Source organism: Caldicellulosiruptor kronotskyensis 2002, from assembly GCF_000166775.1.
Taxonomy (GTDB): domain Bacteria; phylum Bacillota; class Thermoanaerobacteria; order Caldicellulosiruptorales; family Caldicellulosiruptoraceae; genus Caldicellulosiruptor; species Caldicellulosiruptor kronotskyensis.
On record NC_014720.1, the window covers coordinates 1,934,669 to 1,953,006 of the forward strand.

Below are 18,338 nucleotides of genomic sequence, written 5' to 3' on the forward strand. Positions count from 1 at the left end.
TTCCTCAAATCTACTTAGCTTGCTGTCACATGAACTTTAAGCTTTGCCACAACTCCCTGATATAGTCTAATAACAACATCATAGCTTCCGATAAGCTTTATAGGGTCATCAAGCTCTATTTTCTTCTTGTCAATGTCAAACCCAAGCTGCTTTTTTATCTCATCAGCAATCTCTTTGTTTGTTATAGAACCAAAAAGCTTTCCATTTTCACCTGCTTTTGCTTTTATAATAATCTGGCTCTTTTCAAGCTTACTTGCCAAATCCTTTGCAGCTTGCAATTCTTTTTCTTTTTTCTTTTGTTCAGCCTCTTTCTTTTCTTTTATATGCTTTTCTAACCCTTCTGTTGCCGGTAGAGCAAGCTTTCTTGGAATTAAATAGTTTCTGGCATACCCATCGTTTACTTCAACTATTGAATCTTTCTTCCCAAGTCCTTTTACATCTTGCAAAAGTACAACCTTCATCTTAGAATACACACTCCTTTTTGTTTCAATTTAGATGTTTCTGTTTTCGTTAATATATTCTTGAATGGCCTTTAAAAGAACCTCTTTTGCCTCTTCAATGCTTCTGTTTTCAAGTCTTGCTCCTGCTGTCTCTAAATGACCTCCACCGCCAATTTTTTCTAATATAACCTGAACATTTATCTTTCCATTCGACCGGCCGCTTATTAGCACACTGTTTTCTATTTTGCACACAACAAAAGAAGCGTCAATCCCTTTTATGTTCAAAAGCTCATCTGCCACCTTTGCTATTATAACATTATCCCGGCACACTTGTGAATAATCAACCACAAGCGCAATATTGCTATAAATGATTTCCAGGTTGGATATGAGCTGACTTTTTAAAATGTAACTTTCCAAGTCTTCTTTTAAGTACTCTTTAATAGCTTCTGGCATTGCATCATTCTCTCTGAGGTATGTTGCAACCTCAAAAGTCCTCACACCAACATTTTTTGTAAATCCTCTCGTGTCAATCATTATACCCGCTAATAATATCTCTGCTTCAAATTTTTTCAGCTTTATCCCTTCATAGCTCAAAAGCTCTGCAACAAGTTCAGATACAGATGAAGCGTATGTCTCTGAATAGCAAATGAGAGCCTGTTCTATCCAGTCGGCAGGTCTTCTGTGATGGTCAATTACAATTATCTTTTCAAACTCCAAAATCATCTGCGGCATATCGATGTAACTTGTTCTTTGAGTGTCTACCACAAACAAAAGAGAGGTTTTTGTTTTCATCTTCAGAGCTTTCTGCTGGTCAATTATTATGTTCTGGTATTGAGGGTCATCAAGCAGAACTTGAAGAAAGTTTTTAATCGTAGGATTGTAAGAATTAATTACAATGTACACTTCCTTGCCCAAATTTAGGCACAACTTGCTCAAACCCACAGCTGCACCCAAACAGTCAAGGTCAAAATACTGATGGCCAATAATAAATATCTTATCAGAATGTTTCACAATCTCTTTTATTGTCTGTGCCATAACACGTGAGCGCACCTTTGAACGCTTTTCGTGTTCTTTTGTTTTACCTCCAAAAAATTCAAATTTACCATCATGAAATATTACAAACTGGTCACCGCCGCGGCTGAGTGCCATGTCAAGAGCTGTTTTTGCATCCTTTTGTGCCTGGAATATAGAGTCTTGCCTTATGCCAATACCGCAGCTTATGGTAGGAATTATCTTATTGTACAAATTTACTTCTTTTATCTGCTCCAAAATATTAAATCTTCTTTCCTGCATCTTGTAAAAGGCTTCTTTATTGCATATAAAAAAGTACTTGTCCCGTTCATACTTCATTAAAAACACATCTGACCTTATTTGATTGTAAAACCAATCAGTGATACGTTTTTCTATCTCAGAAACAATAGAAGATTTAGATACCTCCGGTGCTGAATTCAGAACATCTTCATAGTTGTCAATGGTCAAATAACCAAAAACAACATTTTGTATTTCATATTTCTTTTGAAGAATAACAAAATCAGTAACATCAACAAAGTAAAATAGGTTTAAAAACCTCTTCTCGTTCTTCCCTTCCTCCACCTCAACAACGGTTACCAAAACATCAAAGAAAGCACCTTCATATTCAAACTTTTCAATCTTATTTTTTCCCTCCAAAACAGCTGAATAAAGCTCAGGAAACTCATCTTTGAGATTTTTGCCAATCAATTTCTTGTTCTTTACTGTATTTAGAAATTTATGATTGTACCATATTATATCCCCATTGTACTCTGAAATAAGAATCGGAAATGGAAACTTCAAGAGTGTATCTTTTGATGCTGTGTCTATGTTAAGAGTGAGAGTTTCTATATATTCTAAAAGCTGTTTGTTCTTTTTTCTGTTGAGCCTCAAATTGTAAATGGCAAGCAGAACAATCAGTGAAAGACAAATCAAGCCAATCTTGATATCAAAATATAGGATTATAAAATCAAAAAGTAAAGAAAGTATAAAACCTGCCTGGGAGACAGAAAAGTCAAATCTTAAGTGAGACTTTTTATCTTTCACAATTCCACCCTCTTTGGTTTGCGTTTTTTAAAATCAAGTATAAGGTCCAGAAAACCTATAAATATCATTAAAATTAAAAATTGCATACCGAATATGATTAAAACTGTAAAAAGCCAGCCTCTAATAAATTGTGAATTAATCTTTTCTTCTATCACCGCATATATCAAAGAAAGTGACTGAATAAACAAAAGCAATAAAAGGATTATTATCATATTGCTCACAACAACATAAAAAGCACCAACGGTTGTTGGAAATAGAGAAAGAATAAAGAATACTACAACTCCAACTGTAACTTCTTTGGGCATAAATAGCTTTGAAAAAGGTAAAAACTCCTTCTGAATTCCAACTTTGTTTGCAACAAATTTAGCAATATAATATCCAAAAAGCGCAAATACGATTGCTTCAACAATTACAAATCCAGGCATCATGAGTTTAAAAAATTCAACTAACCTATCTGAGAGATTGTCGTCACCAATTACTCTAAAATAACTTTCAAACATCCCCTTTAAAAGAGAAAGAACTTGGGCAACTTCATCTTTCTTATAAAGAACCTTTATAGCTTTTATAACAAGCACCTGGTAGAGCAAAAATCCTGCTGTCAGCGTTGCAAAATCCATAACAGTGGTCTTTGAAATTTGCAAAAGCAAAAATACGCATATGGGCAAGATAAATGTAATTAAGAGAAAAAGAAAATTAATTGGAGATTTACCAATAATCATAAGAATTAGAACAGAAATGGCATATGATATAGCCATCCTTTTTACAAAATTCTCTTTTACTGCTACAACATAAAGAGGAAAACCTGCTAATGTCAAAACAGGATTAAACTGAAGTAAAAATAAAATTATTTGAAAAACTCCAATTACTACCGATATAAGACCTTCTTTTAAAAGTTTATTGTTCATACTTCATTCACATCCATTTACTAATTTTTATTATCTGAATCTGAACAGATAACAGAATAAGAACCTAAAAGTTTGTAAAATGTAGATTTTCGTTGAACCACTTTCAGCGCATCACTTACATCTTCATCATCCACAAATCCATCTATATCAACAAAAAAAACATATTCACCAAGATTAGTCTTTGCCGGTCGTGACTCTATCTTTGTCAAATTTAAGTCATAAAGATTAAAAATAGCCAAAATCTTGTAAAGACTTCCTGGCTTATCATAGGTTGAGAAGATAATTGATGTCTTATTCTTCTCGCCCTTTTCAAAGTTAGCGTTCTTGCTTATAATAAAAAACCTTGTGTAATTGTTGTCGTGGTTTATTGGCCCAGCCAAGATTTTAAGATTATTTTGCCGTGCTGCAAAAGATGAACAAATTGCAGCGTCTACTTCACCTTCTGCACACATCCTTGCTGCATATGAGGTACTGCTAACTTGTATCAGTTTTGCCTGTTTAAAATTCTTTCTCAAATAGTCATGGCACTGAGAAAATGCCTGCGGATGTGAGGCAATTGTTAAAATTTGTTTTTTTTCTTCTCTTGCGCTAAGATAATGCTCTACTTTCAAAACTATCTCTTTTACTATATAAACCTGGGATTTTAACAGATAATCAAGGGTTGTTGAGACGCTTCCTTCAATGGAGTTTTCAACAGGAACAACTCCAAACTCAGCTCTATTTTCTTCAATGGTCTCAAACACATCATCTATAGTCTCGCATGCGATAAGTTTTTCTCTTTCTTCGCCAAAAAATCTTCTTGCAGCTTCATATGAATATGAACCAATAGGACCTAAATATGCAACCTTCACCTTTTCACCTCATAACCTGCTTTTTATATATTTTAACATTGATTGTGAAAGTATAAAAGACAAACATATCAAAAAGGCTCTCCGCCTAAAATTTATTACAAACTTCTCAGGCAGAGAGCCTTTTTGCTTTTGCTATACATTATATCGATTATTTTTCACCACAAAGTTCTAAAAGTCTTTCCCATCTTCTGTCAACTTCCTGCTGAATCTGCTCAATTAAGTGTTCATTTCCCTTTTTGAACAGATGTCTGAACCTTCCTTGAGTCTTTAAAAACTCAACAACAGGAAGCTTTTCTTTTGGCTTGTAAGTGAGCCTGTACTGACCATTTACAACCTCATAAAGTGGCCAGAAACATGTATCAACTGCAAGCTTTGAAATTTCAATGAGCTTTGATGTCTCATACCTCCAACCTCTTGGACATGGAGCCAAAACATTTAAAAATGCTGGTCCATCTGTATAAAGTGCCTTTTCAGCCTTTTCAATTAAGTCTTTGAGGTTTGGCGTGATGAAAGCTGTCTGTGCAACATACGGAATTCCATGCGCAACCATGACTTCTGTTAAATCCTTTCTCCACTGCATCTTACCTGGAATCACTTTTCCCTGTGGAGATGTTGTTGTATCAGCGTAAAGCGGTGTAGCAGAAGATCTCTGGATACCTGTGTTCATATAAGCACCGTTGTCATAGCAGACATATACCATGTTGTGACCTCTTTCCATTGCACCAGAGAGAGATTGAAGCCCAATATCGTATGTTCCACCGTCGCCACCAAACGCGATGAACTTAAACTCGCCCTGGACTTTTCCTTTTTTCTTCAAAACCTTGTATGCAGCCTCAGCACCGGCAACTGTTGCAGCAGCGTTTTCAAATGCGCTGTGGATGAATGAATCCTTCCATGCTGTGTATGGATAAATACAGCTTGAAACCTCCAAACATCCTGTTGCAACACCAACAACAGCCCTATCTTCTGGTTTGAGTGCGCGTAATATTGCTCTTACAGCAACAGGTGCACCGCACCCTGCACACATTCTGTGCCCGCCTGTAAACCTTTCAGGCCTTGTAGCAAGCTCTTTTATATTGTATGCCATCTTTAATTTGCACCTCCTTATTCTCTCACACCAATGTAGTTGTAAACTTCACCAACATTTCCTGTCTTGACAATGTCAAGAAGCCTGTCATAAACCTTTGCGATGTCATCTGTCTTGACATCTCTTCCACCAAGACCATAGATGTAGTTGATAGCCTTTATACCATCTGCTCTTCCATAAAGAGCGCTTGTAATCTCAGTGAAAAGTGGACCGCCAGCTGCGTTAAACCCATCTGACTTGTCCATTATAGCAATTGCTTTTAAGTGCTTGAGTACCCCTACAATCTCATCAACAGGGAATGGTCTGAAAAGTCTTGGTTTTAAAAGACCTACCTTGTATCCTTTGCTTCTGTACTCATCAACAACAGCTTTAGCTGTTCCTGCTGTTGAGTTCATAACAACAATTGCAACCTCTGCATCGTCAAGCTTGTAGCTTTCGAAAAGACCATACTTTCTTCCTGTCAAGGCAGCAAACTCTTCCGCAACTTCAAGGACTACCTTTTTAGCGTTTCTCATAGCTTCAGCCTGCTGTCTTTTGTGCTCAAAGTAGTACGGTGGTAAATCTAACGGACCCATTGAAATTGGGTTTTGTTCGTTCAAAAGATAAAACTCTGGATTGTATTCGCCCACAAATTTCTTTACAAGTTCATCTTCTAAAAGCTCTATATTTTCAACAGCATGGCTTGTGATAAATCCGTCATAGCATACCATCACAGGAAGTCTTACATCCTTGTGTTCAGCAATTCTTATTGCCTGAATCAAAGAGTCGTAAGCTTCCTGGTTGTTTTCGCAGTAAATCTGAATCCAGCCACTGTCTCTTGCACCCATTGAGTCTGAATGGTCATTATGAATATTAATAGGACCAGAAAGAGCTCTGTTTATAACTGCCATGACAATTGGAAGTCTCATTGACGCTGCAATGTAGAGCATCTCCCACATCAGCGCCAAACCTTGTGAGGATGTTGCTGTCATAGTTCGAGCTCCCGCAGCTGATGCACCAATACATGCGCTCATTGCGCTGTGCTCAGACTCAACAGCAACAAACTCAGTGTCTACCTCACCATTTGCAACATATTGAGAAAAATATTGTGGCACCTCAGTTGAAGGTGTAATTGGAAAAGCAGCAACAACATCAGGGTTTATCTGTTTCATTGCCAAAGCTATCGCTTCGTTACCAGAAAGTCTATCACGAATAGCCATCTGTAGTTTCCCCTCCTCAAATTCAAAATTCTTATTTCTTCTCCTCTACAAAATCGAAAGCTTTAAATGGACAAACCTCTGTGCAAACCCCGCAACCTTTGCAGTGGTCATAGTCAACTCCGACCATCTTCCCATTTTCAACCTTTATTGATGAATCTGGACATACATAGAAGCAGAACAGACACTGCTTGCACTTATCTTCATGCCATACAGGTCTCATTGTTCTCCAGTCGCCTGTTTTAAAGTCCTCTGCATTACCCGGGTCTATAATTACACCTGCTGGTGTTATTTCCTTCCATGTAACATCCTCTGTTATTTTCATCTTTCTCATTCTCCTTGCACCTCCTGCATTCCTCTAACAAACGCTTTGAGGTTACCCTCAATCACATCTGGCTTTGTTGCAAACTTGTGCTTGAGCGACCCTTCCATATCCTTTATTGCTTCTTCTTCGGGAATAATACCTGTTACCTTAATAACTGCACCAAGCACAGGGATGTTGGGGAAGTACTTGCCCAAACACTCCATTGAAATCTTTCTTGCATCAATTGTGTAAACCTTTCCATCAAAGTTCCCAAGCATCTTCTTTACTTCTTCAGGAGACTTTGAAGTGTTGACAATTATCGCACCATCTTTTTTGAGCCCTTTTGTTACATCAACACTTCCGATTAACGTTTCATCAACAACAACTACATAGTCAGGTTCATAAATGTTGCTGTGAATAGTAATCTTCTCATCGCTTATTCTGTTGTAAGCTGTGATAGGAGCACCCATTCGCTCTGGACCATACTCAGGAAAACCTTGAACGTACTTGCCTGTGTTGAAAGCAGCTTCAGCTAAAAGAAGAGAAGCTGTCTTTGCACCCTGGCCACCTCGACCATGCCATCTTATTTCAATCATCTTGCCCATGTTCAAACCTCCCTCAAAAAAACATTTGAAAACTTTATTTGAAAAAGATAAACTCATCACTATAAGGCTACTTACCTTTTTATTATATATTTTGAATGTTAAAAAATCAACATATTTTTGAATACACCATAATTGTATATATATGGATTAGGGATTGCAAAGAATCTGTAAGTAGGTTATAGTAATATGGTGAGAGTTATATTATAAAACATCTTAAGTATGACATTGGAGGGCAAAAGTGAAGAGGAAAAATCTTTCAATTGTCTTAAATATCATTGCAATTGCAGGATTTATTTTACTGGCAACGGCAGTAGCCATACGATACTCTCATTTTCTTGTAAATATTGTCTCAAATCCGCAGAAATTTAAAAGCTGGGTTTTGTCTTTTGGTCATCTTGGTGTGCTTGTCTTTATCCTAACTCAAATTCTTCAGGTTATTATTTCTGCTATTCCAGGTGAAGCTGTGCAAATCTCTGGCGGATACCTTTATGGTACGCTGCTTGGCACAGTATATTCGCTAATTGGCATCATGATAGGCTCTGTGTGTGTATTTTATATAACAAGGCTTTTGGGATTTGGTCTTGTGAGGAAAATTGTCTCCGAGGAAAAGCTCAGAAAATTTTACTCGCTTATTAATTCACCAAAAGGAGAAATAGCCATATTCTTACTCTTTTTAATTCCAGGACTTCCAAAAGACATTCTGACATACATTGCTGGACTTTCGCCAATAAAACCACTAAGATTTTTTGCAATTGTAGCCATTGCAAGACTGCCAGGAATATTTTTTTCATCATACATTGGAAGCAGCCTTGAAGAAAAAAACTACACAATGGCAATTGTAGTTTCTGCTGCAGCTGCTATTTTGTTTGTCTTGGGTGTTGTATACAGAGACAAAATCATAAAAACCATTCATAATTGTGTGCACAAAAAAGGTAGCAGCAATCTTTAAATGATGTACTGCTGCTACCTTTGTTCTTCCCTAATTTTTACTTTATCACATCTGTACCCATATACTTTCTCAAAACCTCTGGAACAACTACTGTTCCATCTTTTTGCTGGAAGTTTTCAAGTATTGCTGCTAAGGTTCTTCCCACAGCAAGGCCTGAGCCGTTTAGCGTATGAACATAGTCAAGTTTTCCGTCTTTCCTTCTGAATCTGATGTTTGCTCTTCGTGCCTGATAGCTTTCAAAGTTTGAACAAGAAGAAATCTCAACATATCTACCATAGCTTGGCATCCAAACTTCAATGTCGTATGTCTTTGCAGAAGAAAAACCTAAATCACCCGAGCAAAGCAAAACAACTCTGTAAGGAAGCCCTAATTCCTTTAAAACATCCTCTGCATCAGCTGTGAGTTTTTCAAGCTCATCATAAGAATCTTCTGGCTTTGTAAATTTTACAAGTTCAACCTTGTTAAACTGATGCTGTCTGATAAGTCCTCTTGTGTCTTTGCCAGCAGCACCAGCTTCTGCCCTAAAACATGCTGAGTAGGCAACATATTTTATTGGCAAATCTTCTTCTTTGAGTATCTCTTCTCTGTGATAGTTTGTAACAGGAACTTCTGCTGTTGGTATTAAAAAATAATCATCTGTTGTCTTAAATGCATCCTCTTCAAATTTTGGAAGCTGTCCTGTGCCTATCATAGATTTTCTCACAACTAAAAAAGGCGGGAATAACTCAGTATAGCCATGCTTTTCAATGTGAAGGTCAAGCATAAAGTTGATTAAGGCTCTCTCAAGCCTTGCACCAAGTCCTCTATAAAATGTAAAACGGCTTCCTGACACTTTTGAGGCTCTTTCAAAATCCAAGATTCCAAGATTTATACCAATTTCCCAATGAGGCTTTATTTCAAATTCAGGCTCTCTTACCTCACCCCAGCGTCTTACTTCAACATTTTCTGTATCATCTTTACCAACTGGCACAGACTCATGAGGAATGTTTGGGATTGTGAGCAAAATATTTTCTATCTCATCTTCAACCTCTTTGACTTTACAATCTAATTCTTTAATTTTATCAGATAAATCTTTTAGCTCATTCATGAGATCTGTAACATCTTTTCCTTCCTTTTTGAGCTTTGGGACCTCTTTTGATTTTTGATTCTGTAGAGCTTTCAGGCTTTCAACCTCAGCCAATAGCTTTCTTCTTCTTTCATCAAGCTCTAAAATGGGCGCAATCGAAATGTCTTTGTTTCTCTTAGAAAGTCCTTCTTGTACCTTTTCCGGGTTTGCCCTTATATATTTTAAATCAAGCATTACACTCGCCTCTCCTTTGTAATTGTAATTTTTTGGCAAAGAAAATTGACAAACTGTATACATTTTATCTTATCAGTATTTTCAGAGCTTGTAAATATCTTTGCGCCTCTTTCCAAGCTACCTTGATTTTTGTGTCAAGGATCTTTACAATAGCCTCAAAATGTTGTATTATATTGTTTGCAAAAACGTTGTGCGCCCGTAGCTCAGTAGGATAGAGCAATGGTTTCCTAAACCATGTGCCGGAGGTTCGAGTCCTCTCGGGCGCACCAGTGAAAAGTAAATATCTTTAAGTAAGCAAAAAACCTGTGCTACGAAGAAAGCTAAGTCTAAAAAATGGTCAGCACAGGTTTTTGTCTTATGTAAAGTAGTGAGCTTAGTCCCTATAAAGTTAGCAGATACCCATTTTTCTTCAGCCAATCCTCATGTTTCTTGTAATCAGGCATGAGCAGTTTTACCTTTGTCCAAAAATTTTTGCCATGATTTTTCTCTTCAAGGTGCACAAGCTCATGAACAATCACATAGTCTATTACAGACAGCGGTGCCATAATAAGTCTCCAAGAAAAGTTTAAGTTACCTTTTGCAGAACAAGAACCCCATCTTCTCTGTGCATTTGTTATATTTACTTTGTTGTATTTAAAATCTCTTTTTTGAGCCCACCAGTTTACTCTCTCAAGAATCTTCTCATAGGCAGCTTTTTTATACCAATCTATGAATACATTCTTTGCTTCTGGCAAAGCACTTCTTGAGAGATAAAACCCATTTTCGAATTTGAGCGGGACATCTTGGTTTTCAACTATGTGCAGTTTATAATACCTGCCAAGGTATAAAAATCCCTCTCCGCTGACAAATTCTTTTGGCAAGACTTTGGGATCTCTTAATTCTATCTCTTTCTTTCTCTTGTCAATCCACTTTCTATGTTTTTGAATAACATCCCATATTGTTTTTTCATCCACATTGATCGGAGCTTTGACTATGAGTGTGCTATTTTCTGTTATTTGCAAAGCTATGGTTTTTCTATTTGAGCGTATGATTTTTTCAATTTTAATGTCTAGCATAAATGTCACCCCAAAATATCTTCAATTGTCTTTTAATACAGCATTAAAACCTGTTTATTTTCTGTAAAATTATAGTATTTTTCTATCCTGTGTAAACTCTCAATACTTCCATTTCTTAAATGATGTCTTCAAGAATTACTTTTAGTATACGCTTTTTAGACATATACTGCTTCCTCCATTATGAAAGGCTTTAGACGTGGATTTATAGCTGATTTAATCACAAGGTCAACCTTTTTACCAAAAAGTTCTTCAAGGTAGAATTTCAAATTCATATAATTATCGAATGTTTTGTAACCCTCTTTAAAATCAACAATGATATCTATATCACTATCTTTTCTTTGTTCGCCTCTTGTATAGGAGCCAAAGATAGCAATTTCAGTTACTCCGAACTTTTCCACTAAATAATTTTTTCGTTCTTGTAGAATTACTTGTATATCATTGTTCATTTTTCTTCCTCCTCAATAAGGTGGTTTACCCTGACTTTGCCTGTTAGCAAATCTTCCATTAAGCCTTTTTTGATTCTTTCAAGTTTTTCCTTATAGGCTTGCTCTTTTTCTATGACTTCATCTATTTGAGATAAAATTGAAGCTATGCGTTGTTGTTCGGGAAGAGGTGGAAGAGGAATTAAAATTTCCTTAAAGGTTTCTCTCGTAATTGTATTAAATACATTTCCATATGCTAATGATAAAAATGAAGTAATAAAATGTTTTAAAGCATAATATAGGAAATCATTGGAGAGCTTCATTTTATCTTTTGCATCAAGGCCGTAGCATGACTGATTGAAAGCCATATCCGCCCCAAGTTGTGCTAACACACCTACAGTACCGCGTGCAGATATTATCAACATACCTTTTTTAAGTAGCTTTGTTGCACTTTGCTTTAATCCTAATTCAGTTATGTATTTTGAACTTGAGAAAACCCATCTTTTGCCTATATTAAAATCTTCTACAGATAGCCAAGGTATACTTCCATTCCAAAACTCGGGCCTTTCTGTGCTTGGAGTTCCTCCATTAATTAAGTTGACATGTCCGTAGACATCCACCACTTCCCACTCCTCTGGAATCCTCCCAAGCGGTGAATCCTTGAATTTATCAATATTCTCATCTCTCAACCTCCACCTCTCACTTTCACCCTCACCCTCATTTACCACTCCTTTAGTAAGCAAATCTTGCATCAAACCTTGCTTTATGCGTTTATACTTTTCTATAATAGCGTCAGTTTTTTCAATTGCATTATCAATTGTCTCAAGTATTTCAGCGATTTTGCGTTGTTCGGGGAGAGGGGGAAGAGGAATTAAAAATTTAGAATATTCAGAAATCCAAAATCTTTTATGTTCACTTCCCGGTTTAAAATTAAGTAATTGCATTGAATTATAAACATAATAAAGGTTCACAAAGTTACACTTAGACTTAAGAATTTTAACCGCAGAAGATTTTAATTTGAATGGGAATGCAATATATCTACTTTCAGTGGTAAAATCATCAAATATTATCACAGGAATATTGTTGTATATTCCTTGATGCTCTTGAGTAAATCCTAATATGAAAGTTTTCCCTGGAGTTAAAACAGGTATTCCATGTCTTTTATCATATTGTTCATCTTTGACTATATACTTATTAGGCTGTTCATACGCTAAAACTTCCCCCAACTTTACCCATTTCCAACCTTCAGGAAGTTTTCTCTTATCCACTTTCACAGTCATACCTCCATTTAATTCCTTTGGTTTTTTGGCTCATTCGGATTATTTTTGGCTCATTTTTGATTCATAAGTATATAATGTAATGTCCTTTTACCCTCTCCACAAATCGAGAAAATACCCATATTAACAAGTTCTGTCAAATCTCTCGTTGCTGTTGCTTTTGAGATATTACATATTCCCTGATACTCCTTATTCGTTATTTTCCCTTTCTCCTTTACATACATAACTGCCTTTATCTGCCTTTCATTTAACCCAAGCTTGGCTTAATACTCTTCTGTGTATATGTCTTTGTGAACTACCATCCGCCTAAAGAGGTGGAGGCTTTGTGAGAAGTTTGGTAGCACTATGCCACCCTTATTCTCACAGGATGGTTCACACACCCACTACTGGCTATCTGCTTTAAAGCAGACTCACCAGCTACTTTTTTCAATATGTTTATTGCTCCATTTATATCCGTATTTACAACATTCCCGCACTCCTTGCATACATATAAACCCCTAAATTTCCTATTGCTTTTACTTACTATCCCACACCTGCTGCACTTCTGCGACGTGAAACTTTCATCCACTTCTACGTACTCTATGCCATAGAAATGACACTTTGCCCCAAGCTTTCTCTTAAATTTCTCATACGGAATAGCTACAAAATTTTGATTATTTACTCTACCAAGGTTTATTCCTTGCTTTATATCCTTCAGTTCGCCAATCACTACTCTGCCAATTTGATTACTTAAGCAGTGCTTGACTATTAAGTTTGCTGCTTGATTTAAAAAATTGTCAATTATATGCTGTCTTTTAAGAGAAATTTGAGCAAGTTTTTTGCCATATTTAATCCTCTGCTTTGAGTATATACTCTGCAGTCTTGCCCTCTCTTTGTTATACCATCGGTTAATTGATTTTATATACCTGCCTTCTATCAAAAAGGCAGTCCCGATGGTATCAACTACTGCTGCAAAATTATCAAGTCCTAAGTCTATTGATAAGCACCTGTCTTTATTGAAATTGCAGGGTTGTGTTGTTTCTTCGTATACATACTCAATCTCAAACCATCTGCCATCGAATTTTGGCACTATCCTGACTTCTTTTATTCTATTACCTAAAACTGCAGGTGGCAAATTAAAATACAGGTATCTTACTCCGAACTCTTTGTAAAAACTCCTGCCTAAACTTAATCTTAATTTATCTTGTTTTACTTTGAACTGGTCTTTTGGGAAACTAAGAAGAAACATTCCGCCTTTGGGCAAATATTTTGGCAGTGAAACTTTCCTTTCAACTTTTCCTTCTTTCTTTGCTGAAAGTATTGCAATAAATGATTTAAAAGCTTCATCTACTGCCTTTACTGTCTGCTGGGCAACCTGAGAAGGTAGCAGTCTATAATTTTCGTTTCCCTTCACAAGATGATATACAATTTCATATCTTAGGTATTGCTGATTTGTGAAATAATGCTGCCTAACTTGGTAGAGTGTGTAGTTATACAAATTTTTCGAAAAATGACACAGGATTCTTAGCAACTTGTATGTTTGTTTGTGACACCTTATATGATTTTTTTGAGTTTTATACATTTGACCTCACCCGAAGAATATTGTATCATATCTTTTGCAATTCATCTCCATCTTGCAGAAGATGGAATCTTCTTGCTGACTTCTTTGATAAAATTCGACCACAAAACCGCCTTCTTCTTTAAACTCAGGTTCTGGCAGTCCTGCTTCTTTGCAAAGTTTAACCATTCTTTTTGTGCCGCTTCCCCATTTTTCAATCAATCCTGCAAGGAAAAATACATAAGCAATATGCCTACTGCATAGTATTAAAATGCACAGATTGTTTTAAGATGCTCGTCGCTCCACTGTGCTTTAAATTCCACTTGTTTAGACTCTCTCATAGTATCCAAGTTCCTCCAAAAATTTATTTAACCTACTGACTTCCTGCTCTCGTTCCTTTAAAAGATGTTCAAGAGACACATGATATTTATCCCAAAGCTTTTCAAAAATCTTTATCAGTTCTTTTTTCTCTGCATTTAAGTACTTTTCAAGTTGATTGCTAATTAATTCAAAGAACTTTTCAAGCAATAGCTCCTTCGCTTCTTCTTCGGTAATAGATTCAATCTTTTCATCTATCTTATTTTCAATTTCCTTTTGCTTTCTGCTTATCTCACTTCTCACCTTTTTAATTTCCTTTTCTTTTTGAGCAATATTTTCTAACAAATCTTCCCATTTTTTTGCTTCTCTTCTCGCAGCCTCGCTGTCTTTTGATTTTAAATCTTTAACCAAGTCCTTCAGAAACTCTTTGACCTTGCTTGCAGTTTTATCTCCCTGCTGCTCTTCATCCCAATCTTCAACTTCTTCTAAAAGCTCACTTAAATCTGCTTCAATTTCGGCAAGCCTGCTTTCAACATCTTCAATTTTTTCTATATCTTCTTTAAAATATTTTTCTTTAATTCTTTCTCTTTCAACCAAATTCTTGTTCCAACCAGCAGAAACTATACTTTTAAAATCATAAACAAGCTCTTCCCACCAATTTGCAAATATGCCCGCTATTTTGAACTCATCAAATGTTCCAATTGGCAATAAGCTATCTTTCAATTTTTCCAAAGCTTCATTTCTAAACTTCCAAAGATTATTTCTGCCAAAAAACTGTTCAATTTCAGTCCTTACAAGCTGCCACCACTCCAAAAGTTTTTCTTTGTGTTTTTCTATTGTAGCTTTCACTTCAGTGCAATTATCAATCAGTTCCCTAATTTGATTTCTGTCAGTAATATCTTTTTTAAACTCCAAATAATTTTCACTCTTCTCTGCCAGCAAAATATCATAGCTCAAGTTAAATTTCCTCAACTGTTTTTCATACAGCAATACTTCTTTTTTGGGTAGACCACCAAAAAGATGTGCACGAACATCTTCAATTTCAGGATCTGGGGAATTGTCCACATAACGTCTAATATTCAGATTAAAATCGTTTTCTTCTATCTCCTTTATATCAACCAACCTGGAGTATTTAGGTATCTCTTTCTTTTCATCGAACACTGTAACTATTTTTTCTATGTCCTCTGGTCTCAAGAAATTCTGATTTCTACCTTCTCCATACTCTCTATCAGCGTTGATAAACAAGATCTTATTTTTTAAATGTTCTGGCTTGTTTTTATTAACCACAATAATACAAGCTGGTATTCCAGTGTTGTAGAAAAGCTTCGGCGGCAGTCCTATTATTGCCTCAATTAGATCATCTCTTACAATCCCTTCCCTTATAACCTTTTCCTGTCCACCTCTGAACAAAACTCCATGAGGCATAACTGTTGCCATTACTCCGTCATCTTTCAGGCTTGCAATCATGTGCTGCAAAAACATAAGGTCTGCCTTTTTTCCATTCTCAGGAGTAAAGCCATATTTAAATCTTTCTTCAAACTGCATATTTGCGCGGGTATAGTTTTCTGAAAAAGGCGGATTGGCTAATATTCTGTCAAACCTTTTTATGTATCCATTTTCCAAAAACATGGGGGTTGTCAACACATCTTCATTTTCTATGTGCGCATCATTGATGCCATGCAAAATCATATTCATTTTGCATATAGACCATGTCAATCCGTTAAGTTCTTGACCATAAAGTGCTAAGTTTCTTGGGTTTTGTCCTTGTTCCTCAACGTAGTGGAATGCCTCGATCAAGAAACCACCAGAGCCCACAGTTGGGTCGTAAATTGACATACCCTCACGGGGTTTGACTAACCTTACCATCAATTTTTTAACATGTGATGGTGTGTAAAATTCTCCTCCTTTTTTACCAGCTGAATCGGCAAATTCCTTTAACAAATACTCATAAGCAGCACCAAGCAGATCAGGAAATTCAAAGTTTGAAGGTGTTAGTTTATACTTGTTGAAATGGTTAATAAGATTAAAAGGCATCACCATAAGAGCTTGGATCTTCTAATAGTTCATGTATTTGCTTTTCAGAAAATCCCATAACTTTAAATCTATCTTTTAACTCCTGTCTTTTTTCTTCAAAAACATCCGAAGTATATTTTAGGAAAATCATGCCAAAAATATATTCTTTATACTCAGAGGCATCCATCTTACCTCTGAGTATATCAGCTGCTTTGAAAAGATGTGTTTCTATCTGTCTTAAGGTTATTTTGTCACCAGCCAAATCAACCCCTCCGATTAAACTTTATTGACACAACAAATTTTTCATTATAATCATTTTATTCTTTGTTATCTATTTTACCAATTACTAAATTATTTTTCAATCAATTCAACCTGTGAGGATAGTGTCAAGAGTTTGTAGGAAAAAATTTTATTAGAATATACCTGCATTATAGAAGCTACAACTAATCAAAGACTTTAGTGCTCTTCGTAACTGGTTAACTTTACCATTTGCTATAACTGGTATATTATTCCATTTTTCCGTACCTTTTCGTACTCTTTTCCCGTTCTTTATAATTCCTTTTGCTATTTCTTTAACTTCTTGCCTTTCTGCTTTCTTAGCTTTTATCTTCTCTAAATATACATTCATAAGTTCAAAACCATTGTATTTTAAACTCAATAACTTTACCATGGTCTCTGCTATATCTTCACTCCATCCTCTTGGTCTTGAACTCATCCTCTCTGCTAATACATGACTTACATGCCCTTCTGCACTACATCCCTTTATATTAACATTCGCTGCTTCTAATACTATATTATCCCAGTGCGAAAGTATGTATCTCCTTCCCTTCTTTATCCTCCTCTTAGCTAACTCATCTTCTTTAACCTCCTCCATCTTTTCTTTTACTAATGCCTCAAATCCCTCTCTATCCTTCTCTCTTAATGCTTTCAAAATCTCATTAAATAATTTTCTATCCCCTCCTGCTATTTTCATTATCTCCTTCGTTAAGTGAAACTTATCTAATACAAATTCCGCTCCATCTATCCACTCTAATCCCTTCTTTATCCAATTAGCTCCATCTCCTAAAAGATATATGTTTTCTATCTTCTCAACTTCAAAATTCTCTTCAATATACTTACCCACTTTTGCCCAAAAATCATCTGCATCCTCTTTTACACTGCTAAAATAATGCAAATCCTTTAATTCCTTCCTAATAACAACGCCCTTCTCTTCCTTATATCCCGTATTTATGTAAGCAAGCTTCGCTATCTCTTTCTTTCCATTCTGTAATGAAATATGGTCTTCATCCGCCTCTATATAAAGCTCTTTTACAACTTTCTTCTCTCCTCTTACACTCTTGCTATGCTGGATTTCATCTAATTCTTTACTATCTATCCCTTTCAAAATATTCATTACACTTTGTCTACTAATCCTATCCTCCCCTAATACTTCCTTTGCTGCCTTCTCATATGACATGTCTACTACTCTCTCTATTATCGCTCCCTTTACCGCATTGTCTATCCTTTGATATCTCTCTATCCCTAAAACTATATCAACTAAATAAACATATCCTTTGCCTTCCTTATCTTTGTAATATGTTCTCTCATATTCAATATCACCAAATATTGTCTTTAAACCCCTCTTGTCTCTCCTCACAACCTCATACCTCTTCTTCCTCTCTTCGTTCTCTTTCAATGATTCATCTATAAGTTCACATGCTTCCTTTATCATCTCCTTGCCTATCAGGTCTAACTGCTTCTTAAGTTCAATTGAATATTCCGCTAAATCCTTCTCCCTTTTCACTATCTTCTCTAATCCTTCCTCAAAAGTCTTTAAAAGTTCTTCTATTTTTGATACAATATTTTCAGTCATTTTGCTCCCTCCTTTGGTTTGTTTTTCCTTTTTCTTTTTTTTATTTTTCATCATTATATTCTACTTCATTTTTTCTCTTCTACCAAGAGGAGGGAGCTTTTTTCCATCCAATGTCCTATAAATATTTTACACTAAGACCTGTGAGAATTTCCAATTTATATAGCTTTGAATT

The 18,338-nt window shown here is 35.9% G+C and carries 15 protein-coding genes, 1 tRNA gene and 3 pseudogenes; 2 read left to right on the forward strand and 17 right to left on the reverse strand.

Translation table 11 applies throughout. The features are described 5' to 3' along the window. Window positions 1-14 precede the first annotated feature (14 nt). The 8 genes from rplI to CALKRO_RS08970 all read right to left on the reverse strand — a co-directional run bounded on the left by rplI (window position 15) and on the right by CALKRO_RS08970 (window position 7,443). Complete coding sequence (gene rplI / locus CALKRO_RS08935) at window positions 15-461, reverse strand: 50S ribosomal protein L9 (RefSeq protein ID WP_013430710.1); 447 nt, start codon at window positions 459-461, stop codon at window positions 15-17. 30 nt (window positions 462-491) lie between these two features. Further along, a complete protein-coding gene (locus CALKRO_RS08940; protein WP_013430711.1) occupies window positions 492-2,495 on the reverse strand; it encodes a DHH family phosphoesterase in 2,004 nt (667 codons plus the stop codon). Continuing rightward, complete coding sequence (locus tag CALKRO_RS08945) at window positions 2,492-3,400, reverse strand: DUF2232 domain-containing protein (protein ID WP_013430712.1); 909 nt, start codon at window positions 3,398-3,400, stop codon at window positions 2,492-2,494. Before CALKRO_RS08945 ends, CALKRO_RS08940 begins: the two co-directional genes overlap by 4 nt. A 20-nt stretch (window positions 3,401-3,420) precedes the next feature. Continuing rightward, window positions 3,421-4,251, reverse strand: a complete 831-nt coding sequence (pheA, locus tag CALKRO_RS08950) for a prephenate dehydratase (protein WP_013430713.1) — start codon at window positions 4,249-4,251, stop codon at window positions 3,421-3,423. Window positions 4,252-4,399: 148 nt separating this feature from the next. Beyond that, the gene (locus CALKRO_RS08955; protein WP_013430714.1) at window positions 4,400-5,338 is read right to left on the reverse strand and encodes a thiamine pyrophosphate-dependent enzyme; all 939 of its coding nucleotides are present in this window, start codon (window positions 5,336-5,338) and stop codon (window positions 4,400-4,402) included. Between the two features lie 17 nt (window positions 5,339-5,355). Next, a complete protein-coding gene (gene porA, locus CALKRO_RS08960) occupies window positions 5,356-6,537 on the reverse strand; it encodes a 2-ketoisovalerate ferredoxin oxidoreductase subunit alpha (protein WP_013430715.1) in 1,182 nt (393 codons plus the stop codon). 31 nt (window positions 6,538-6,568) lie between these two features. Then, window positions 6,569-6,868 (reverse strand): 4Fe-4S binding protein, encoded by a 300-nt coding sequence (locus tag CALKRO_RS08965; protein ID WP_013290123.1) that lies wholly within the window; start codon window positions 6,866-6,868, stop codon window positions 6,569-6,571. Further along, a complete protein-coding gene (locus tag CALKRO_RS08970) occupies window positions 6,865-7,443 on the reverse strand; it encodes a 2-oxoacid:acceptor oxidoreductase family protein (RefSeq protein WP_013430716.1) in 579 nt (192 codons plus the stop codon). The genes CALKRO_RS08965 and CALKRO_RS08970 overlap by 4 nt, the downstream gene beginning before the upstream one ends. A 238-nt stretch (window positions 7,444-7,681) precedes the next feature. Here CALKRO_RS08970 and CALKRO_RS08975 point away from each other — a divergent pair, with 238 nt between their 5' ends. Next, window positions 7,682-8,392, forward strand: coding sequence for a TVP38/TMEM64 family protein (locus tag CALKRO_RS08975; protein ID WP_013430717.1), 711 nt, complete (start codon window positions 7,682-7,684; stop codon window positions 8,390-8,392). A 37-nt stretch (window positions 8,393-8,429) separates the two neighbouring features. Here CALKRO_RS08975 and serS read toward each other — a convergent pair whose 3' ends face one another. Beyond that, on the reverse strand, window positions 8,430-9,692 hold the full coding sequence (serS, locus tag CALKRO_RS08980; RefSeq protein ID WP_013430718.1) for a serine--tRNA ligase: 1,263 nt from the start codon (window positions 9,690-9,692) through the stop codon (window positions 8,430-8,432). Window positions 9,693-9,884: 192 nt separating this feature from the next. Here serS and CALKRO_RS08985 point away from each other — a divergent pair. Further along, a tRNA-Arg gene (locus CALKRO_RS08985) sits at window positions 9,885-9,961 on the forward strand. A gap of 111 nt (window positions 9,962-10,072) precedes the next feature. On the opposite strand, the gene CALKRO_RS08990 is transcribed toward CALKRO_RS08985, so the two are convergent. From CALKRO_RS08990 to CALKRO_RS09025, 8 genes and pseudogenes are all read right to left on the reverse strand, one after another. Further along, the gene (locus tag CALKRO_RS08990; RefSeq protein ID WP_013430719.1) at window positions 10,073-10,747 is read right to left on the reverse strand and encodes a M48 family metallopeptidase; all 675 of its coding nucleotides are present in this window, start codon (window positions 10,745-10,747) and stop codon (window positions 10,073-10,075) included. A 155-nt stretch (window positions 10,748-10,902) separates the two neighbouring features. Further along, entirely contained in the window at window positions 10,903-11,193 is a 291-nt protein-coding gene (locus CALKRO_RS08995) for a nucleotidyltransferase family protein (RefSeq protein WP_013430720.1), read from the reverse strand. Then, window positions 11,190-12,443, reverse strand: coding sequence for a restriction endonuclease subunit S (locus tag CALKRO_RS09000; RefSeq protein ID WP_013430721.1), 1,254 nt, complete (start codon window positions 12,441-12,443; stop codon window positions 11,190-11,192). Before CALKRO_RS09000 ends, CALKRO_RS08995 begins: the two co-directional genes overlap by 4 nt. Before the next feature lie 56 nt (window positions 12,444-12,499). Beyond that, window positions 12,500-12,739 (reverse strand): annotated as a pseudogene (locus CALKRO_RS13335) (DeoR family transcriptional regulator); the annotation flags it as partial. A 50-nt stretch (window positions 12,740-12,789) separates the two neighbouring features. Further along, complete coding sequence (locus tag CALKRO_RS09010) at window positions 12,790-14,007, reverse strand: RNA-guided endonuclease InsQ/TnpB family protein (protein ID WP_013430722.1); 1,218 nt, start codon at window positions 14,005-14,007, stop codon at window positions 12,790-12,792. 83 nt (window positions 14,008-14,090) lie between these two features. After that, a pseudogene (locus CALKRO_RS14225) lies at window positions 14,091-14,241 on the reverse strand (ATP-binding protein); the annotation flags it as partial. A 69-nt stretch (window positions 14,242-14,310) separates the two neighbouring features. Continuing rightward, window positions 14,311-16,576, reverse strand: a pseudogene (locus CALKRO_RS09020) (N-6 DNA methylase). Between the two features lie 150 nt (window positions 16,577-16,726). Next, window positions 16,727-18,166, reverse strand: a complete 1,440-nt coding sequence (locus tag CALKRO_RS09025) for an ISLre2-like element ISCbe4 family transposase (protein WP_013430723.1) — start codon at window positions 18,164-18,166, stop codon at window positions 16,727-16,729. Window positions 18,167-18,338: the final 172 nt, after the last annotated feature.

Coding starts and splice junctions, on each gene's coding strand:
- rplI (WP_013430710.1), bottom strand. CDS start 461: ATGAAGGTTGTACTTTTGCAAGATGTAAAAGGACTTGGGAAGAAAGAT.
- CALKRO_RS08945 (WP_013430712.1), bottom strand. CDS start 3,400: ATGAACAATAAACTTTTAAAAGAAGGTCTTATATCGGTAGTAATTGGA.
- CALKRO_RS08955 (WP_013430714.1), bottom strand. CDS start 5,338: ATGGCATACAATATAAAAGAGCTTGCTACAAGGCCTGAAAGGTTTACA.
- porA (WP_013430715.1), bottom strand. CDS start 6,537: ATGGCTATTCGTGATAGACTTTCTGGTAACGAAGCGATAGCTTTGGCA.
- CALKRO_RS08965 (WP_013290123.1), bottom strand. CDS start 6,868: ATGAGAAAGATGAAAATAACAGAGGATGTTACATGGAAGGAAATAACA.
- CALKRO_RS08970 (WP_013430716.1), bottom strand. CDS start 7,443: ATGGGCAAGATGATTGAAATAAGATGGCATGGTCGAGGTGGCCAGGGT.
- serS (WP_013430718.1), bottom strand. CDS start 9,692: ATGCTTGATTTAAAATATATAAGGGCAAACCCGGAAAAGGTACAAGAA.
- CALKRO_RS08990 (WP_013430719.1), bottom strand. CDS start 10,747: ATGCTAGACATTAAAATTGAAAAAATCATACGCTCAAATAGAAAAACC.
- CALKRO_RS08995 (WP_013430720.1), bottom strand. CDS start 11,193: ATGAACAATGATATACAAGTAATTCTACAAGAACGAAAAAATTATTTA.
- CALKRO_RS09010 (WP_013430722.1), bottom strand. CDS start 14,007: ATGTATAAAACTCAAAAAAATCATATAAGGTGTCACAAACAAACATAC.
- CALKRO_RS09025 (WP_013430723.1), bottom strand. CDS start 18,166: ATGACTGAAAATATTGTATCAAAAATAGAAGAACTTTTAAAGACTTTT.